This window comes from Actinoplanes sp. NPDC023801, from assembly GCF_040639655.1.
Classification (GTDB): Bacteria; Actinomycetota; Actinomycetes; order Mycobacteriales; family Micromonosporaceae; genus Actinoplanes.
Window position 1 is genome coordinate 19,841 of the sequence record NZ_JBFAAI010000032.1, and the last position, 18,362, is coordinate 38,202.

12 protein-coding genes are annotated in these 18,362 nt (G+C 73.3%); 7 read left to right on the forward strand and 5 right to left on the reverse strand.

The genetic code is table 11. The features are described 5' to 3' along the window. Nucleotide 1 precedes the first annotated feature (1 nt). A complete protein-coding gene (pheT, locus tag AB0G04_RS36905; RefSeq protein WP_360992868.1) occupies nt 2-2,479 on the forward strand; it encodes a phenylalanine--tRNA ligase subunit beta in 2,478 nt (825 codons plus the stop codon). Between the two features lie 60 nt (nt 2,480-2,539). Here pheT and AB0G04_RS36910 read toward each other — a convergent pair whose 3' ends face one another. Continuing rightward, the gene (locus AB0G04_RS36910; RefSeq protein ID WP_360992870.1) at nt 2,540-2,779 is read right to left on the reverse strand and encodes a DNA-binding protein; all 240 of its coding nucleotides are present in this window, start codon (nt 2,777-2,779) and stop codon (nt 2,540-2,542) included. A 37-nt stretch (nt 2,780-2,816) separates the two neighbouring features. Beyond that, complete coding sequence (locus tag AB0G04_RS36915) at nt 2,817-3,395, reverse strand: TetR family transcriptional regulator (RefSeq protein ID WP_360992873.1); 579 nt, start codon at nt 3,393-3,395, stop codon at nt 2,817-2,819. A gap of 82 nt (nt 3,396-3,477) precedes the next feature. Between AB0G04_RS36915 and AB0G04_RS36920 the strand changes: the two genes are divergently transcribed. Then, nucleotides 3,478-4,905 carry an FAD-dependent monooxygenase gene (locus AB0G04_RS36920; RefSeq protein WP_360992876.1) on the forward strand — a complete coding sequence of 476 codons (1,428 nt, stop codon included), beginning with the start codon at nt 3,478-3,480 and terminating at the stop codon, nt 4,903-4,905. Between the two features lie 19 nt (nt 4,906-4,924). Here the strand turns inward: AB0G04_RS36920 and AB0G04_RS36925 are convergent, their stop codons facing one another. The 3 genes from AB0G04_RS36925 to AB0G04_RS36935 form a co-directional block, all read right to left on the reverse strand. Beyond that, nucleotides 4,925-5,683, reverse strand: a complete 759-nt coding sequence (locus AB0G04_RS36925; RefSeq protein ID WP_360992879.1) for a DUF4253 domain-containing protein — start codon at nt 5,681-5,683, stop codon at nt 4,925-4,927. 112 nt (nt 5,684-5,795) lie between these two features. Beyond that, entirely contained in the window at nt 5,796-6,866 is a 1,071-nt protein-coding gene (locus AB0G04_RS36930; protein WP_360992882.1) for a DUF3616 domain-containing protein, read from the reverse strand. A 117-nt stretch (nt 6,867-6,983) separates the two neighbouring features. After that, nucleotides 6,984-7,742 (reverse strand): GNAT family N-acetyltransferase, encoded by a 759-nt coding sequence (locus AB0G04_RS36935; RefSeq protein WP_360992885.1) that lies wholly within the window; start codon nt 7,740-7,742, stop codon nt 6,984-6,986. A 441-nt stretch (nt 7,743-8,183) separates the two neighbouring features. On the opposite strand from AB0G04_RS36935, the gene AB0G04_RS36940 reads away from it, so the two are divergent. The 5 genes from AB0G04_RS36940 to AB0G04_RS36960 are packed head-to-tail and all read left to right on the forward strand — an operon-like array spanning nt 8,184 to nt 18,327. Beyond that, nucleotides 8,184-11,480 (forward strand): DUF4132 domain-containing protein, encoded by a 3,297-nt coding sequence (locus AB0G04_RS36940; protein ID WP_360993052.1) that lies wholly within the window; start codon nt 8,184-8,186, stop codon nt 11,478-11,480. Then, entirely contained in the window at nt 11,477-12,589 is a 1,113-nt protein-coding gene (locus AB0G04_RS36945) for an AAA family ATPase (RefSeq protein WP_360992888.1), read from the forward strand. Before AB0G04_RS36940 ends, AB0G04_RS36945 begins: the two co-directional genes overlap by 4 nt. Then, complete coding sequence (locus AB0G04_RS36950) at nt 12,586-14,958, forward strand: DUF5682 family protein (RefSeq protein ID WP_360992890.1); 2,373 nt, start codon at nt 12,586-12,588, stop codon at nt 14,956-14,958. Before AB0G04_RS36945 ends, AB0G04_RS36950 begins: the two co-directional genes overlap by 4 nt. After that, nucleotides 14,951-16,066, forward strand: coding sequence for a VWA domain-containing protein (locus tag AB0G04_RS36955; protein ID WP_360992893.1), 1,116 nt, complete (start codon nt 14,951-14,953; stop codon nt 16,064-16,066). The genes AB0G04_RS36950 and AB0G04_RS36955 overlap by 8 nt, the downstream gene beginning before the upstream one ends. Beyond that, nucleotides 16,063-18,327, forward strand: coding sequence for a hypothetical protein (locus AB0G04_RS36960; RefSeq protein ID WP_360992896.1), 2,265 nt, complete (start codon nt 16,063-16,065; stop codon nt 18,325-18,327). Before AB0G04_RS36955 ends, AB0G04_RS36960 begins: the two co-directional genes overlap by 4 nt. Nucleotides 18,328-18,362 lie beyond the last annotated feature (35 nt).

Here is an 18,362-nt window from a genome sequence, read left to right on the forward strand (position 1 = left end):
GATGAAGACGTCACTGTCGTGGCTGCGCGAGTACGTCGAGCTGCCCACCGGCATCACCGCTTCGGAGCTGGACGAGGCGCTCACCAACCTCGGCATGGAGGTCGAGGGGATCGTCGACCAGGCCGCCACGGTCACCGGTGACCTGGTCGTCGGCCGGGTGCTGACGATCGAGGAGCTCACCGGTTTCAAGAAGCCGATCCGGTTCACCACCGTCGACGTGGGCTCTTCCTCCCCCCAGGAGATCGTCTGCGGGGCGCGTAACTTCGCCGAGGGCGACCTCGTCGTGGTAATCCTGCCCGGGGGCGAGCTGCCGGGCGGGTTCAAGATCGGTGCGCGGAAGACGTACGGCCGCAACTCCAACGGCATGATCTGCTCGGCCGCCGAACTGGGCCTGTCCGGCGATCACTCGGGCATCATCGTGCTGCCCCCGTCCTCTCCCGCGCCCGGCACCGACGCTCGTCCCGTGGTTGGCCTCGACGAGGTCCTGATCGAGGTGGAGATCACCCCGGACCGCGGTTACGAGATGAGTGTCCGCGGCATCGCGCGGGAGCTGGCCACGTACTTCGACGTGCCGTTCACCGACCCGGCCGCTCTCACCGCGCCGGGGGCGACCGGCGACGTGCCGCATCCCGTCTCGATCGAGGACACCGTCGGCTGCGACCGGTTCGCGGCCCGTGTCGTGCGCGGTATCGACCCGGGCGCGCAGTCTCCGGAGTGGATGCAGCGGCGGCTCATCGCGGCCGGCATCCGGGCCATCTCGCTGCCGGTCGACATCACCAACTACCTGATGCTCGAGTTCGGCCAGCCGATGCACGTCTTCGACCTGGACCGTCTGCACGGCGGTCTCATCGTCCGGCGGGCCCGGGCCGGCGAGAAGCTGACCACCCTGGACGGTGTCGTCCGGGTGCTCGACGCCGAGGACATGGTGATCTGCGACGAGACCGGGCCGATCTCGCTCGCCGCTGTGATGGGCGGCGAGACCAGTGAATGGCAGGAGGGCACCGTCAACGTGCTCCTCGAGGCCGCCCACTGGGATCCGGTCATGGTCGGGCGGACCGCCCGGCGTCACAAGCTCTTCAGCGAGGCCGCCAAGCGCTGGGAGCGGGGTGTCGACCCGGCGCTGCCCCTCGCCGCGCTGCAGAAGGCCGTCGAGATCCTGGTCGAGCACGCCGGTGGCACCGCTGACGATCGGGTGCTGGACATCGACAACGTGGTCGCGCCGGTGGCGCTGACTCTGCCGGCCGACACGCCGGCCCGGCTCGTCGGGCTGCCGTACTCGGGCGAGCAGGTCGCCGGTCTCCTGCGCAAGATCGGCTGCGAGGTGACCGGTGACGAGGTGCTCAGCGTCGTGCCGCCGACCTGGCGTCCCGACCTGGCCGCCCCGATCGACCTGGTCGAGGAGGTGGCGCGGCTCGGCGGTTACAACGAGATCCCGAGCGTGCTGCCGCCGGCCGGGGCGAGCCGTGGTCTCACCCCGGCGCAGAAGCGGCGCCGGTCGGTGGGGCGTGCGCTCGCCGAGAACGGGTACGTCGAAGTGTTGTCGTACCCGTTCGTCTCGCCCGGCACCGCCGACGCCCTCGGGTTGCCTCCGGCGGACCCGCGGCGCAGCGCCGTGCGGCTCACCAACCCGTTGTCCGAGGAGGAGCCGCTGCTGCGGACCACCCTGCTCGGCCCGCTTCTCGGCACCCTGAAGCGCAACCTCGGCCGCGGCCGGCGGGATGTGGCGCTGTTCGAGGCCGGCACGGTGTTCCTGCCGCACCTGACCTCGACCGCGCCGCCTTCGTTGGGCGTGGACCACCGTCCCGCGAACGCCGAGTGGGCGGCCGCGAACGCGATCGTCCCCGAGCAGCCGTGGCATCTGGCCGTCGTGCTGGCCGGCGACATCGAGCCGGCCGGCTGGTGGGGTCCGGGCCGTGCCGCGACGTGGGCGGACGCCATCGAGGCGGCGCGCGTCGCGGTGGCGGCGAGTGGCGTTTCCGAGGACCGGGTGACGGTACGGGCAGCCGAGCACGCACCGTGGCATCCCGGCCGTTGCGCCGCGATCCTGGTCGACGGCACCGTGGTCGGTCATGCCGGCGAACTGCACCCCGCGGTCCTGGCGGCTCTCGAACTGCCGAAGCGCACGGCGGCAGCCGAGATCGACCTGGACGCGCTGCCGGACGCTCCGGTCGTCGAGGCACCGAAGATCTCCACCTTCCCGCCGGCGCTGATCGACGTGGCCCTGGTCCTGGATCGCACGGTCCCGGCGGCCGAGGTGCAGGCGGCTCTGGCCGAGGGTGCGGGCACGCTGCTGGAGTCGGTGGCGCTGTTCGACGTGTACGAGTCGGAGCAGCTCGGCGAGGACAAGCGGTCGCTGGCCTACAAGCTGACCTTCCGTGCTCCGGACCGGACGCTCACCTCGGAGGAGACGATCGCCGCCCGCGACGCGGCGGTCGCGGTCACGGCCTCCCGTTTCGGTGCTGGCCTGCGCGGCGCCTGACATCCCTGAAAGGGCCGGTCCGGATCTGCCGGGCCGGCCCTTTTCAGCTTCCGGCGCGGATCAGCGTGGGCCTGGCCGGTGCTCAGCGCGGGTGCGGGGCGGGGTGTTGATCTCGGAACCGTGGGCGGCGAGCCAGTCGTCGATCTGGTCGGCCAGCCAGACCTTGCCCTGGGTGAGCTGGGCCAGTGGGCTGGGGAAGTCCGGTCGGCGGGTGATCATAAGGAGCCGTTGCCGGCCGATGCCGCCGAGTTTCATGCGGATCTCGTGTGCGCCCATCAGACGCAGCGACTGCATGTCCATGCATGCGACTATAGCGCTTTGACTACCCATCAAGCGACTACCTGTCGTGTGAAAAGTATAGATCAACTTCACCGGTCAGGTAGCGCTGGACGGTAGGGCTGAACCAGGCGATCGCCTCCTCGGGCGGCAACTCGACCACCGGTGGCAGCCGCAGCACGAAGCGGCACAGGGCGAAGCCCAGCATCTGGGTGGCGACGAGCCCGGCCCGGGTGGCGGCCTGTGCCGGGTCGGGGGACATGCGCGCGGCGATCGGCCCGATCTGACCGGCGAAGATCGAACGCATCCGCTCGGCCGCGGCCTCCTTGGTGACCGCCGTCCGTAGCAGGGCCATCAGCGTCTCGTCGCCCTCCCAGCGGTGCAGGAAGTGCCGGACCAGTGCCGCCCCGACCTCCTCGCGGGGTGTCTCGCTGAGGTCCGGCAGCCGCAGGTCGAAGTCGGCGGCCGCGGCGAAGAGCGCCTCCTTGTTACCGAAGTAGCGCATCACCATCGACGGGTCGATGCGGGCGTCGGCGGCGATGGCCCGGATGGTGGCGCGTTCGAAGCCGTCGGTGGCGAAGCGCTCCCGGGCGGCCGCGAGGATCGCGGCCCGGGTGGTGTCGGAGCGGCGTGCGGTCATGCGCCGAAGCGTATGCCAACAAGCGTTTGCCAACAACTGTTGACTCGACCATGAAATGACGCCTACCGTTTGCCAACAAGTGTTGGCAAACGAGAGTGAGGCAACCGTGCACACCACCGTCGCGATCATCGGAGCCGGGCCGACCGGCCTGCTCCTGGCCGGCGACCTGGCCCGGGCCGGCATCCCGGTCACCCTGTTCGAGCGCCGCTCCGGCACGTCCAACCTGACCCGGGCCTTCGGTGTCCACGCCCGCACCCTCGAGCTGCTCGACGCCCGCGGCCTGGCCGACGACATCGTCGCCGGTGGTGCCCGGGTCGAGCGCCTGCGCCTGTTCGACCGGATCCGGCTCGACCTGAGCCGGCTGCCGTCCCGGTACCCGTTCCTGCTGATCACCCCGCAGTACCGGGTGGAGGAAGCGCTGACCGCGCGGGCCGTCGAGGCCGGCGCCCGCATCGAGCGCGGTGCCGGCCTGACCGGCCTCCGGCAGGACGGTGACCGGGTCACCCTCGACTTCGGCGGGCGAACTGTCACCGCCGACTGGGTGGTCGGCACCGACGGCGTGCGCAGCACCGTCCGCGAAGCGCTCGGCCTGCCCTTCCCCGGCAAGGCGGTGCTCACCTCGATCATGCTGGCCGACGTGCGCCTGGCCGCCCCGCCCGAGGACGTGCTCGCCGTCAACGCGGTCGGCGACGCCTTCGCGATGGTCGCCCCGTTCGGCGACGGGTGGTACCGGATCTTCTGCTGGGACCGCCGCCACCAGGTCTCCGACGACGTCCCGGTGACCCTCGGCGAACTGCGCGAGGTCACCCGGCGGGTGCACGGCACCGACTTCGGTATCACCGAGGCACGCTGGCTGTCCCGTTTCCACAGCGACGAGCGGCAGGCACCGCGGTACCGGGCCGGCCGCGTGTTCCTGGCCGGCGACGCCGCCCACGTGCACTCACCGGCCGGCGGCCAGGGCATGAACACCGGCCTGCAGGACGCCGCGAACCTCTCCTGGAAGCTCGCCGCCACCGTTCGCGGGTGGGCGCCGGCCGATCTGCTCGACACCTACGAGGCGGAACGCCACCCGGTCGGCCGGCTGGTCCTGCGCAGCAGCGGCGCCCTGATCCGGATGGCGATGATCAGCTCCGCCGTGGCCCGGCGGCTGCGCAACGCGTTCGGCTCGGTGCTGCTCGCGCTGCCGCCGGTCGCCCGCCGCGCCACCGGCGTCATCTCCGGCGTCGGCATCGGTTACCCCGGTGCGCCGCGCGCCGCGGACCTCACCCTGCGCGACGGCAGCCGCCTTTACGAGGCGCTCCGCGAGGGCCGGCACGTCCTGGTCACCCCCCGGCCCCTTTCCGGGTGCGGCGAACGCCTGCTCGTGGCGGCCCCGGCAGCGGACACGAGCGAAGCCGTCCTGGTACGTCCCGACGGTTACGTCGCCTGGCGCGGCCCGGCCGGCTCGGCAGCCGCCGCGCTCAGCCGTTTCCTCGGCCCCGAGCAGGTCTCCCACCCGGCCGGCCGATGAACCGCCCCGCGGCGAGGGGTCAGTCCCACCAGAACGACCAGAGCGGCGCGTCGAGGAGCTGCTTCGCATACTCCTCCAGGGAGCCGCAGCCCTGGTCGACGTTGTCGGGGCAGAAGGCGTAGAGCTCGGCCGCGACCTCCAGCGCGTGCTCCTCGTCGACCGGGGGCGCGGCGACGCTGAGGTACAGAGTGTCGAAACCGGCCTCGATCACCCGCACGCCGAACCGGTCCTCCCAGTTGCGCAGCACGGCCGAGATCTTCGCGGTGTCGTTCTCGAAGTTGAGCGGGCCGGTCCACCCCACCGCGGCCAGGGTGTCGGCGCCACGCCCGGCCGGGACCAGACCCAGCCGCGGCGCCCGGAGCAGGCCCTCGATGACGATCAGATCGGCCACCTCGGCGGCCCGCTCGTCGGGGTCGGCCTGTGGCTCACCGCGACGGGCCAGGCCCGGCCAGCTGCTCGCACCCGACTCGTCGTCCGGCTGGACGGCCGCCCACCAGGCACCCAGGACGGCACCGGGATAGTGATCCCCGGGAGCACTGCGGACCAGGCCGGGACACAGATCGTCCCCGTCGCGCCAGGGCCGTTCCGGTGAGTCGTCGGAGAGGCTCCCCAGCAGCAGCGGCCACAGCCCGGTGCGCCCGTGCTGCGCCCGCAACGCCTGCCACCAGCCCGGACGCGGTGGCCCGGCGCTGATCCGGAGCAGGTCGAGGGACGCCTCCCAGCCGCCTCCGGTGGGATCGTCGTCGAGGTCCAGGGGCGCGAGGGGAGAAGCTGCCATGGGCCCGACGCTAGACCGGGGGTGCGACACTTTCCGGCGCCGCGGAGGGCCGTCGTGATCGCGGCTCCGGGCACGAGCACGAGCGTCGCCTGATGGGCGCAGACCTGCCGGGTCAGGGGAGTTTCAGCACGTCGGCGATGACTGACCCGTCCGCTTCCAGCCGTACCGCGGCGGGGCTGTCGTAGACGACGAGAATCCGGTCGGTGCCGAGCATGCTCAGACCCTCGGCGTGGTCGTCGCCCTCGCCGTAGGTCAGTTCCAGCTCGCGGCTGAGCAGGTTGTGCCGCACGATCGTCGGCACCTCCGCCCGGCACGCATCGTGCCAGCGATAGACGCGTACCGGCCCGTCCAGGTCCATCGTCGGCCCGGCCAGCACCAGCAGATCGTCGCCGTCCGGGCAGAGGTCCCGCACACCCAGGCCCTCGAGATCGAGGACATGCTTACGGTACGGACGGCCGTCCTCGAACCGGTGCAGCCGGAGCCGTCCCGGGTCGGTGTCCAGCACGTACGGCCGCAGCTCCAGCACGAACGCCCAGCCGCGCAGCACCGGACCCCGCAGCCCGAGGAAGACGCGGTCTTCGCGTACCGCGATGCCCTCGATGTCGAGTCCGTTGTCCTTGCCCGGAATCGGCAGGAACACCGCCAGGTGTTCGTCGTCGCGCAGCAGCCGGCGCAGGTCGTCACGCACGCCCAGCGCCGCGGCCCGGTACCGGATCCCGTCGGCCTCCAGTTCGTGGACCGGGGTGGGCACGCCGTCCACCTCGGCGATCGGCAGCCGCACCAGGATCTGCCGATTCGCCTGCCCCTCGATGCGCGCCAGCCGGCGAAGTGCCTTCTGCCCCTCGTGGCGCTCCTTGATCTGCTTGCGGCGCAGGCTGTGCGAGCCGATCGCCCACAGGAACCGGCCGTTACGGGCCAGCCCCTCCACGTCCGCCTCCTCGTCGGCGTCGATACCCGGCAGATCGACGAAGTCAGCCAGCCGGTACCGCGTCTCGTCGCCGAACTCGGTCGGGCGCACCGGGTCGTCGCCGAGCAGGCGTTCGATCGTCGCGGTCTCGTCCCCGGCGATCCACAGCGCGCGGCCGTCGAGCCGGACCGCCGAGAGGTTGGTGTGGGTGGCCGCGGCCCGCGACTCGTCGGAGAATCGCAGCCGCACCGTGTAGTCGACCGTCATGGTCCACATCGTCGCACCATCACGCATGCGGCCAGGTCGAACATAGAGTCCTGTCGCGGTGACCTTTCGGGTCGAAGCCGCCGCTCACGGCCGGTCCGTCCGGATCGGCCGTGAGCGTGCGCCCGGTCAGACCTGTCGGGAGATGTACAGGCGGTGCCCGGCCGGCGAATACCCGACCCGCTCATAGACCCGCCACGAGTCGTCGCTGCCCGCTTCCAGCCAGCCGACCTCCCCGCCGCGCCGGAACAGCCGGTGGGTGATCTCCGCGGTGATCGCCGCGCCGAGCCCCCGCCGCCGGAACGGCTCGCGGACCGCGATCCCGGCGACCTCGCTGAGGCCGTCGATCGGTGCGGCCGCCTGACCGCCGCCGACCCACTCGCCGTCAGCCGTCCGGGCGCCGATCACCACCCCGCCGCGTTCCTGGGTCCGGCGGATCCGGGCCACCGCGGCCTCCGGGCGGTCATCGGCCGAACCGCCGAAGGCCTCGTTCTGGGCGGCGACCACCGCGGCCCGGTCCGGGTCCGTCGTGGGTTCGGCCAGGGTCAGACCTTCGGGTACGGGGTGCGCGCCGAGCGTCTCCGGCGTGCAGACGAGGTACTGGTTGCGCTCCTCGACGGTGAAACCGGCCGCCGTCAGCAGGTCCTCCAGTTCGGGGGCACAGCTGGTGACGTACTCCAGACGGGGTTTGCGGCCGGCACCGGTGAAGGCGGCGACCAGGTCGGCGACGTCGGCGGCCGTGATCGGGACGCCGGGCACCGGCGAGGCGTAGTTGATGAACGGGTTCGCCGTCTCCGGGTCGAGACCGGCCACGAACGGCCCCGTCTCGAGAACCTTCGGACGGGTACGGAGGTGGGACACGACGGAGCGCTGGATGCGCAGATCCATTGTTGATCAAGCCTTTTCGAGAGAATCCTGCGGTTTCAGGGCATGGTGATGCGCTGGGCCGCCGCGGGCGAAGAAAGTCGCTCAGCGACGGCCGGATGGCCGGGCGGCGAACACAGGCTTCACTTCTCTCAGGTGTGGGGACCGCGCGATCCGGTCTCTCAGGTGTGGGGACCGCGCACTCCGGGCGCGAGCTCCCGGCGAGGTTTTCACGAACTGTCGCCCCGGCGCAAGCCCGGCAGGTCAGGGCGCCCGGGGGCGAGTATCGGCGCGGGCCGGCCGCCTGCGCGGCCCGCGCCGATGTCCTCCACTCTCGGCCATCGGGGACCGGAAGTCCATCACCGTCTATGTCTTCACCGTCCCGGGCGGGTTTTGTCGGTGGGGGTCGCTAGGGTTCAGCGCGTCCGGTGGAGCCAGAGTCGGGGGAGTGGTCCGGTGGCCGAGATGCGCAGCTCGGAGACGTTCGTCGTGCCCGCGGGCTGGAAACGGTTCGTGCTGCCACGACGGGGAACCGGCGCGGCCGTCCCGAAGATCAAGGACGCCGACGTCCAAGCCGCCGAGACCTTGCTGCAGACGTTCGGCGACGACGTGCGGGCCGCGCTGGACCACCGCAGGACCCCGGCTGATCTGGCCCGGGCCGGTCACGCCTACCTCACGGGTGACCCGGCGGCCACGCCCCTCGGTGCGGCCGTGGTGGCCCGTGGCGTGGCGGTGCCGCTCGAGTGGAGCCGGCGCGAGGAACTGACGGCCTTCACGGACCACTGGCGGTCCCGGCACGGGCTCGCGTTCGCGGCGGCGGCCGTCGCCGAGCTGTCCGCTCTCCATCTGGCGTCATTCGAACCAGGCGGCGCGATCACCCGCAAGGTGCCCGACAACGACATCGACGGTTCCCTGACCCCGATCGTCATCCGGATGGCCTATCAGCTCCGGCGATCGGTGGTGGCGACCACCGCGGGGGAGTACGAGAAGGTTCTCGCCGCCCTCGCCGCGGTGCGTGGCCCGGCGCTCGTGCAGCGGGCGATCGTCTCGGTGCTCGCGCCCGACGAGACCGGCTGGGCCGGTGACATCTGCACCGAGATTCTCGGCAAGGGTGGCCGCGAGCACCTCAGAGGGCTCCTGCTCACGGTCGTCGACGACCCGGCCACCGGGTTGCGGCTGGCCGAGCGGGTCGACGTCTGGACGGCGATGTCGGAGAACGAGCGGATCCACACCTTCGTGGCGACCCTCGGCCCGGCCGCGGCGCCCGCGCTGGCCGGCTGGATCGACTCGCCGCACCTCGACGCCAAGGGCCGGGCCAGGCTTCTGGCGATGCTGTCCGCGCTCGGCAGCGACACCGCCTTCACCATCCTGCTGGAACGGGCCGACCGGCCCGACGCGGCGGCGGCACTCGCCGAGGCGGCCGCCCGCGAGCCGGCCCACGCCCTGCGCCTGCTCGCCGAGGCGCCCTCCGCCGACCGGCTGCTGCACCGCCATCTGGCCGGCCACCTCGAACTCGCCGGTGAGGTCCGGCCGCGACTCTCCGAGGCGGCCGCCGCCCGGTTCGACGCGGCGCATGCCCTGCTCGCGGCCGACGAGGTGAGCCCGGCCGCGTCCGGTGACGTGCCACCGATCCTGGTGAGCCCGCCCTGGCTGACCCCGGCGCACCGGGAGCCGATCGTCGTCACCGGCCTCTCCTCGGGCGTGCCGGTCCGGGTCGAGTGGGCGCCCGGCGAGCGTGAGCGGTGGGCGGACGGTTCCTGGGCCGACCGGCACGGCGGCTCCCACGACTGGTCCGAGGTCATCCACGCATTCGGCACCAGCGCCTCCAGCGGCTGGGACGAGATCGACTTCTTCCTGCTGGCGCCGGATGACCTGACCCTTCCGCGGATCGCCGCCTGGCGGCCCAGCTACCACTACGACGCCGCCGACTGGGGTGCCGAGATGCTGGCCCGTTACGGTGCCGAGGCCGTCCCGCCGGTGCTCGACGTCGCCCGCAGGTCCCCGGCGACGACCGCCGTCCTGCTGGCCCCGATCGCCTCGGCCGAGGCCGCGGTGCTGGTCGCGGGCTGGCTGGCACGGGTCCGCTCGGTCCGGGCGGTCGCCCTGGCCTGGCTCGCACGGCACCCGGATGTTGCGGCCCGCGCGCTGATCCCGATCGCGGTCGGAAAGGCCGGTGCGGCCCGATCCGACGCCGAGGGCGCGCTGCGCGCCATGCTGCAGGCCGGGCAGGGCGACCGGGTCCGATCGATCGCAGCCGGCTTCGGCCCGGCGACCCGGGCGGCCGTCGAGGAGGTGCTCGCCGTCGACCCGCTGACCATCCTGCCCAGGACGATGCCGCAGCTGCCCGACTGGGCGAACCCGGCCCTGCTGCCACCGGTCCGGCTCACCGGCGGCCGTGGCGCACTGCCCGCCGAGGCGATCCGGAACCTGATCACCATGCTGGCCATCTCCCGCGTGGACACCGTCTACCCGGGACTGACCGTGGCCGTCACCGAGTGCGAGCCGGGCGACCTGGCCGGGCTCGCGTGGGCGCTGTTCACCGAGTGGCGCGAGGCCGGCCACCCGGCGAAACAGAACTGGGCGCTCGACGCGCTCGGCCTGCTCGGCGACGACGAGACGGTGCGGCGGCTGGCACCGGTCATCCGGTCCTGGCCCGGTGAGGGTGGGCACACCCGGGCGGTCGCCGGCCTCGACGTGCTCGCCGCGATCGGCACCGACGTCGCCCTGATGTATCTGAACGGCATCGCGCAGAAGGTCAAGTTCCGGGGACTCAAGGAACGCGCCACCGAGAAGATCGCCGAGCTCGCCGCGGAGCTGGGCCTCACCTCCGAGGAGCTGGCCGACCGGCTGGTGCCCGACCTCGGCCTGGACGGCGCCGGCAGCCTGGTCCTCGACTACGGCCGGCGGACCTTCACCGTCGGATTCGACGAACAACTCAAACCGTTCGTCGCCGACGCCACCGGCAAGCGGCTCAAAGCGCTGCCCAAGCCGGGCGCGCAGGACGACCCGGTCCTCGCGCCGGAGGCCTACCAGCGGTTCGCCGCTCTGAAGAAGGACGTCCGGGCGATCGCCGCCGATCAGGTACGCCGCCTGGAGAGCGCGATGGTGGGACAGCGGCGCTGGACCGGTGCCGCCTTCCGGCAGTTCCTCGCCGGGCATCCGCTGCTGCGGCACCTGGTCCGCCGGCTCGTCTGGGTCCGCATCGACGACACCGGCCGGCCCGCCGGCGGCCTGCGGGTGGCGGAGGACGGCAGCCTGGCCGGCATCACCGACGAGACCGTCACCCTCCGCGACGACGAGATCGTCGGGGTCGCCCATCCGCTGCACCTGGCCGACGACCTCGCCGCGTGGGCCGGGGTCTTCGCCGACTACGAGATCCTCCAGCCGTTTCCGCAGCTGAGCCGTGGGGTCGCGCCGCTCACCGCCGAGCGGGCCGGCGCGTTCATCGGCCGGAAGTCGGCCACCCCCACGCTGCTCGGCCTGGAACGGCGCGGCTGGCGGCGCGGCAGCCCGCAGGACGCCGGCGTGCAGGGCTGGTTCGAACGCGACGTCCCGGGAGGCCTGCACCTGGTGCTGGCCATCGATCCGGGCATCGCCGTCGGAGCGATCGACGTGCTCGGCGACCAGACCATCGAGGCGCTGTACGTGGCTCCGTCCTCGGAACACCACTGGTTCCGCAACGACCGGGACGACCGGATCCGTGAACTCGACCCCATCACCGCGGCCGAGGCGCTGCGCGAACTGACCGAGGTGATCCCATGACGGCCATCCCCACCACCGCCACCACCGCCGGAGTGCAGCGGCCGCCCGCCGAGGTGCGGTTCGCCGACGAGCTGGCCCGCCTCCGGGCCGCCGACGACGCGCCCACCCCGCCGGGCTGGGCCCTCAGTCTGCGGGCCGCCCGCGCCTTCATCGTCGGTGACGAGAAACTCGGCGTCACCCGCAAGTTCGTCGGTGACCCGTCGCTCATCGACCGGGCCCTGGTCAGCCTCGCCACCAGCCGCGGACTGCTGCTCGTCGGCGACCCCGGCACCGCGAAGTCGCTGCTCTCGGAGCTGCTCGCGGCAGCGGTGAGCGGCGACTCGACGCTCACCATCCAGGGCGGCGCGGCCACCACCGAGGACCAGATCAAATACTCGTGGAACTATGCCCTGCTCGTCGCCGAGGGCCCCACCGAGCGATCGCTGGTCCCGGCGCCGCTGCTGCGCGGCATGACCCACGGCCGGGTCGTCCGGTTCGAGGAGATCACCCGCTGCCCCCTCGAGGTGCAGGACTGCCTGCTCTCGCCGCTCTCCGAACGGGTCCTCGCCGTGCCGGAGCTGCCCGGGGACGCCGGCATGGTGTTCGCCCGGGAGGGCTTCAACATCATCGCCACGGCGAACACCCGCGACCGCGGCGTGAACGACATGAGCTCGGCGCTGAAGCGGCGCTTCAACTTCGAGACGGTCTTCCCGATCGCCGACTTCGACACCGAGCTGTCGCTCGTCGAGTCCGAGGCCGGGGCGCTGCTGACGCGTTCCGGAGTCACCACGCCACCCCGGCGCGACGTGCTCGAGGTCCTGGTCACCGCATTCCGCGAACTGCGGGCCGGGCGCACCAGCCGAGGCGACGAGATGGAACGGTTGTCCGCGGTGATGAGCACCGCCGAGGCGGTCTCGGTCGCGCACGCCGTCGGTCTGCGCGGCTGGTTCCTGCGCGGTTCCGCCGGATCGGCCGCCGACCTGGTGTCCTGCCTGGCCGGTACGGCCGCCAAGGACAGCCCGGAAGATCTCGCGAAACTGCGGCGGTACCTCGAGCAGCACACCTCGTGGCGATCCGGCCCGCAGTGGCGGGAACTGTGGGACGCGCGCCGGGAACTGCCGGGCGGATGAGCCTCACCGTCATCGGGGTCCGGCACCACAGTCCCGCCTGCGCCCGGCTGGTCGGGTCGGCCATCGCCGCGTTGCGGCCCGCGTTCGTGCTGATCGAGGGCCCGGCCGACATGAACGAGCGGATCGGTGAACTGCTGCTCGGCCACGAACTGCCGGTGGCGGTGTTCACCAGCTATCTCGACGAGCGGCGGCGGCACGGGTCGTGGGCCCCGTTCTGCGAGTACTCACCCGAGTGGGAGGCGTTGCGGGCCGGGCGTGAGTGCGGGGCCGAGCTGCGGTTCATCGACCTGCCGGCGTGGCACGAGGCCTTCGCCGACCGGGACAACCGCTACGCCGACGCCGAGCTGCGGTACGCCGAGGCGGTGCAGCGGCTCTGCGCGGAGTTCGGCGTGGACAACAGCGACGCCCTCTGGGACCACCTCATCGAGATGGGCCCGGCCGATGCGGTCGCCGAGCGGCTCTCGGTCTATTTCGACCTGATCCGGGGCGATGCCGAGGCCGGACCGTCGGACACCGCCCGGGAGACCTACATGGCCGGCTGGATCCGGGCCGCCGTCGCCGCTGCGGGGGACCGGCCGGTCGTCGCCGTGGTCGGCGGCTTCCACCGGCCCGCCCTGATCCGCCTCGCCGCCTCGCCGTCCGGGGATCCTGAGCAGGGACTCCCCGGAGCCGCCGGGCCCTCCGGGGTGCCGAGGTCCGCCGGCACCGCCGCCTGGCCCGCGGTGCCGGCGCCACCCGACGGTGCTACTGCCGGCAGCTACCTGGTGCCCTATTCGTTCCGGCGGCTCGACGCGTTCGCCGGCTACCAGTCCGGCATGCCGTCACCGGAGTACTACCAGCGGCTCTGGGAGAGCGGCCCGCAGGACGCGGCGCGCTACCTGGTCACCGCCGTCGCGGGGCGGCTGCGCGGACGCGGCCAGCAGGTCTCCACCGCCGACCTGATCGCCGCCCGGGCCGGAGCCGAAGCCCTCGCCCGGCTGCGCGGGCACGACTGCCCGGCCCGGGTCGACGTGCTCGACGGCCTGGCCTCCGCCCTGATCAACGAGGCACTCGACGTGCCCCTGCCGTGGGCGGTGCGGGGCACCGTCACGGCCGGTCAGCACCCGGCAGTGGTGGAGATGACCGCGGCACTCAGCGGCGACCGGGTCGGACGGCTGCACCCGGACACCCCGCTTCCGCCGCTGGTCCATTCGGCCACCGCCGAGCTGGAGCAGCACGGCCTCGACCGGTCCGGTGAGCACACCGCCGACCTGACCGACGCCCGCGGACGGATCGTCAGCCGGATCCTGCACCGGCTGCGGGTGCTCGAGATTCCCGGCTTCCGGCGTGACTCCGGGCCCGCCACCGGCATCGACCCGGTACTGCGTGAACAGTGGACCGTCCGGCGGCACGAACACCGGCTCACCGCCCTGATCGAGGCCGGCGGGTACGGCCCGACCCTGGAGACCGCGTCCGCCACCCGGATCGCGCAGCGTATCGACGCGGCCGTCGGCGACCTCGGCGCGCTCGCCGACGCCCTGTTCGACGCGGCCCTGTGCGGCGTCACCGACCTCGGATCGGACGTGGCCGGCCGGCTGGAACGCGGAGTGGCGGCAGCCGGCGACCTGCCCGTGCTGGGCCGCGTCCTGGCGGTCGCCCTGGCGCTGTGGCGGCACGACCGGCTGCTCGGGACCGCCGGCAGCGAGGCGCTCGGCGTCGTGGTGGCGGCCGCCGCCCGCCGGATCCTCTGGCTCGCCGACGGCTGGCATGCCGCCGGGGCACCGGCTGACCGGAGCCGGATCGCCGCGGTGGTGGCGGTACGCGACGCGGTGCTGCACGCCGCGGGGACGGGCGTCGACCGTACCGCCGCGATCGAGGTGTCCGGCCGCATCGCGGCCGACCGGGGCGCACCACCAGACCTGCGCGGGGCCTTCTACGGCCTCGGCCGGACCCTGCTGGGCGAGAGCGACGGGGCCGTGAGCGAGGCGGCCCGGCTGTTCCCGGAACCGTCGCAGGCGGTGCGCGGTGCGTTCGCGGCCGGGACCGCGGGCGACTGGCTGGCCGGACTGTTCGGGGTGGCGCGTGAACCGGTGCTCGCGTCCGGGGGCATCCTCGCGCTCCTCGACGACCTGGTCGGCGGCATGGGTGCGGAGGACTTCCTGATCGCCCTGCCCGCGTTGCGGCAGGCCTTCGAGTACTTCCCGCCCCGCGAGCGGGAAATGATCGCCGAGCGGCTGCTCGACCGGCGCGGGCTGTCCGGCTCCGGCCGCGATCTGCTCCGGGCGCCGGTCCCGGCCGGGATCGTGGCCGCCGGGATGGTCCTGGACGAGACCGTCGAACAGCGCCTGGTCCGTGCCGGGCTGATCACCCTGGGGAGGGCCGATGACTGACATCAGCCTGGAACGCTGGCGTCTCATCCTGGGTGCGCCGGCCGGTGGCAGCCTCGGCGGCCTCAGCGGCGAGGCAGCCCAGCGCGACGCCGCCCTGGACTGGCTCTACGGCCGTGACGAGGAGCTCGAGCGCCGTGACATCCGGCGGTACGGCGGCACCGGTCCGTCTCGGCTGACCACGGTCGACTGGCTCGACGGCATCACCCGGCTGTTCCCGAAGGAAACCGTCGAGCGGCTCCAGCAGGACGCCGTCGAGCGGTACCAGATCGACGACATCGTCACCGACCCCGGCGTGCTGGAACGGATTGAACCCAACCCGGCCCTGCTGCGCGCCGTGCTCCGCACCAAGCACCTGATGAACCCCGAGGTGCTGCGCCTGGCCCGGCGCATCGTCGAGGCGGTCGTCCGTGACCTGATGGAACGGCTCGCCACCGAGGTACGGCAGAGCTTCTCCGGCGCGCGGTCACGGCGGGCCAGCCGGTTCAAACAGTCCCGCGACTTCGACGCGCGGCGGACGATCCGGGCGAACCTCGGCAACTACCGGCCCGACGAGCAGCGAATCTACGTCGAGACGCCGTACTTCTCCTCCCGGACCCGGCGGCAGCTCAACCAGTGGCAGGTGATCCTGCTCGTCGACCAGTCCGGGTCGATGCTGTCGTCGGTGATCCACTCGGCGGTCACCGCGGCCTGCCTGTGGGGGCTGCCCGGCGTGCGTACCCACCTGATCGCCTTCGACACCGAGGTCGTCGACCTCACCGCCGACGTCACCGACCCGGTCGAGCTGCTGATGAAGACCCAGCTCGGCGGCGGCACCGACATCGGCCGCGCCGTCCGGTACGCCGCTCAGCTCGTCGAACAGCCCCGCCGGACGATCGTCGCCGTGATCAGCGACTTCTTCGAGGGCGGGTCGGAGGCGGGGCTGGTGCGGGCCGTGCGCGAACTGGTCGAACAGGGCACCGTCGTGCTCGGGCTGGCGGCGCTGGACGAGGAGGCCGACCCGGCGTACGACCGGGCCTGCGCGCAGCGACTTGCCGACGTTGGCGCCTGGGTGGGTGCGATGACGCCGGGCGAACTGGCCGGTTTCGTCGCGGACCGGGTGGGCCGGTGACCGGCGGACCGGGTGCGCCGGCCCGGTCGATGACCGGCGGCACGGCTGGGCCGGCTGACATCGGGCCGGATGAGCGGGCGAGCATCGGGACGCTGCCCGAACGCGCCGACCTGCGAGCGCTCGATGCCGACGCGCTGGCTGCCCTGGCCAACCGTGGGCTGGTGAAACGCGCCGCCCGGGAGGTCGGGCAGGAACCACCCGGCCTGTCCGCCGACGGGACCGCGATCGTCGCCGAGTTCAGTGACGGCGTCCGGGCGGCGCTGCCGGAGGGCGGACTGGAACAGGGCCGATGCAGCTGCGGCGCGACCGGGGTGTGCCGCCACCTGATCGGCCTGATCCTCGCGTACCAGTCCGTCCCGGTCGCCGCGGACGTCCCGTCGCCGTCGGCGGAGCCCGCTCCCGAAGCAGCCCGGGTCGCCTGGTCACCGGGCGGGTTCACCGACGACGAACTGACCACCCGGATCGGGGCCCGCCTGGTCACGGCCGCCCGCCGGGCCGAACGCGCCGGCTACACGGCCCGGGTGCGCCGGGGGCCGGTGCCGGTGGTCGAGCTGCCCGCGGCGACCGTGCGTTTCCTGGTACCCGGCGACCTCGGCTACGTGCACACCGACGCCCGGGCCGGTAACCGCGACGACGTGATCGCGCTCGCCGTCTGGGCGTTCCGGGTCGCTGACGAACAGCAGCCGGACATCGGCGAGTGCGTGGTCGACGTCGGCGGCTCGGGGGGCACCGCAGCGGCGGGTTCGGGGCTGGAAGCAGTCGTGGAGTTCGCCGCCGAGGTGCTGCGGGCCGGCGCCGTCCATGCCGGTCCCGGGCTGGCGGCCGCGGTAGCCGGCCACCTGGCCGCACTGGAACGAGCCGGTCTGCGGTGGCCGCTCGACGCCGCCGCCGAACTGGCCGAGCAGCTCACGGCGTACCGGGAGCGCGGTGCCAGGTACTCGCCGGAACTGCTGGCCGACCTCGTGGCCGAACTGTTCGCCCGGCACCGGGCGGCCACCGCCGACGGCGCGGCCGCAGCCCGATCGCGGGTGCTCGGCTCCGAGGAGGCGGCCGAGACCCCATTGCGCCGGGTACGGCTGGACGGCCTCGGCGCCCGCGTCACCGCGATCGACGGCGAACGGCGCGTCGAGATCTTCCACGGCCAGGCGGCGAGCGGCGTCGTCCTCGTCTCGCACCGGCAGTGGACCACCACCGACGACGGACCGGCCCTGTCCCGGCGGCGGATCGCCGGAACCACGGTCGGAGCCGTCGCCGGCGGCACCCTGGTGACCGAGTCCGCCGTCCGCAACGCCAGCCGGGCCGTCCGGCTGAGTGCCGGCCGGGTCGCGAAGTCGACCGTCACCGTCTCCAGCGGCGCCTGGGACGCTCTGCCGGGCGGTCTGCTGGTCCGGGACTACGCCGGCCTGGCGGCGGAGCTCGACGCGATGCCGCCCCGGCCGGTCCGTGCCCGGGTCCGGGCCGAACTGGTCCGGGTGCTGGAGATCGCCGAGGTCGGTCCCGGTCACTACTCACCGGGCGCACAGCGTCTAACCTTCGAGATCAGCGATGCCCACGGCAACACGGCAACGGTCGTCGCCACCCACGCGGCGGTCGCTCCCGGCCGCCTGGACGCTGTCGCGGCGGCGCTCGACGGCCGGCGGGGCAGACCCCGGTACGTGGCCGGCAGCGTTCACCGCAGCGGCGGCCGGGTGGTGATCGACCCCTACTCGATAGCCGCCGACGGCCCACCGGTCATCCCCGACCTGACCGCACCCAACGCCTTCGCCGAACCCGCCGCGGCACCGTCCGCCGCAGCGCCGTCCGCCGTGACGCCGTCCGGCGCGGCGCCGTCTGCCGTGACGCCGTCTGCCGTGACGCCGCCCGCCGCAGCGCCGCCCGCCGCGGCCGTCCCGGCCCTGTCCGCTGCCGTGCCGCCTTCCGTGAGCGGGCCCGGCTCCTTCGTCACGGGCGACGGTGCCGGATCCTCCGGGATGCTCGCCGGCTCGGACCTGGACGCGGGGGTGGACGTGCTGGCTGCCGCTGTGGCGTTCGCCCGGGAGGTGCTGGCCGAGGCCGCGCATCGTGGGCTCGCCCAGCTGCCGCCGGCGTATACCGGCCGGCTCGGCGAAGCCAGGAACGCTCTCGCGCGGGCCGGCCTGCACCGGGTGGCGTCCGCGATCGACGAGGTGTCCGCCCGGCTCAGCCCCGACCCGGGCATCGAGACGGTGGACGCCTGGGTCGACGCCTACCTGAGAGTGAGCCTGGCCGCCGACCTTCTCTGAAAGGGCCAGCCGCGGGCGAGATGACGGGGCCAGCC

Coding starts and splice junctions, on each gene's coding strand:
- AB0G04_RS36945 (WP_360992888.1), top strand. CDS start 11,477: ATGACGGCCATCCCCACCACCGCCACCACCGCCGGAGTGCAGCGGCCG.
- AB0G04_RS36950 (WP_360992890.1), top strand. CDS start 12,586: ATGAGCCTCACCGTCATCGGGGTCCGGCACCACAGTCCCGCCTGCGCC.
- AB0G04_RS36955 (WP_360992893.1), top strand. CDS start 14,951: ATGACTGACATCAGCCTGGAACGCTGGCGTCTCATCCTGGGTGCGCCG.
- AB0G04_RS36915 (WP_360992873.1), bottom strand. CDS start 3,395: ATGACCGCACGCCGCTCCGACACCACCCGGGCCGCGATCCTCGCGGCC.
- AB0G04_RS36935 (WP_360992885.1), bottom strand. CDS start 7,742: ATGGATCTGCGCATCCAGCGCTCCGTCGTGTCCCACCTCCGTACCCGT.
- AB0G04_RS36910 (WP_360992870.1), bottom strand. CDS start 2,779: ATGGACATGCAGTCGCTGCGTCTGATGGGCGCACACGAGATCCGCATG.
- AB0G04_RS36940 (WP_360993052.1), top strand. CDS start 8,184: ATGCGCAGCTCGGAGACGTTCGTCGTGCCCGCGGGCTGGAAACGGTTC.
- AB0G04_RS36930 (WP_360992882.1), bottom strand. CDS start 6,866: ATGTGGACCATGACGGTCGACTACACGGTGCGGCTGCGATTCTCCGAC.
- AB0G04_RS36925 (WP_360992879.1), bottom strand. CDS start 5,683: ATGGCAGCTTCTCCCCTCGCGCCCCTGGACCTCGACGACGATCCCACC.
- pheT (WP_360992868.1), top strand. CDS start 2: ATGAAGACGTCACTGTCGTGGCTGCGCGAGTACGTCGAGCTGCCCACC.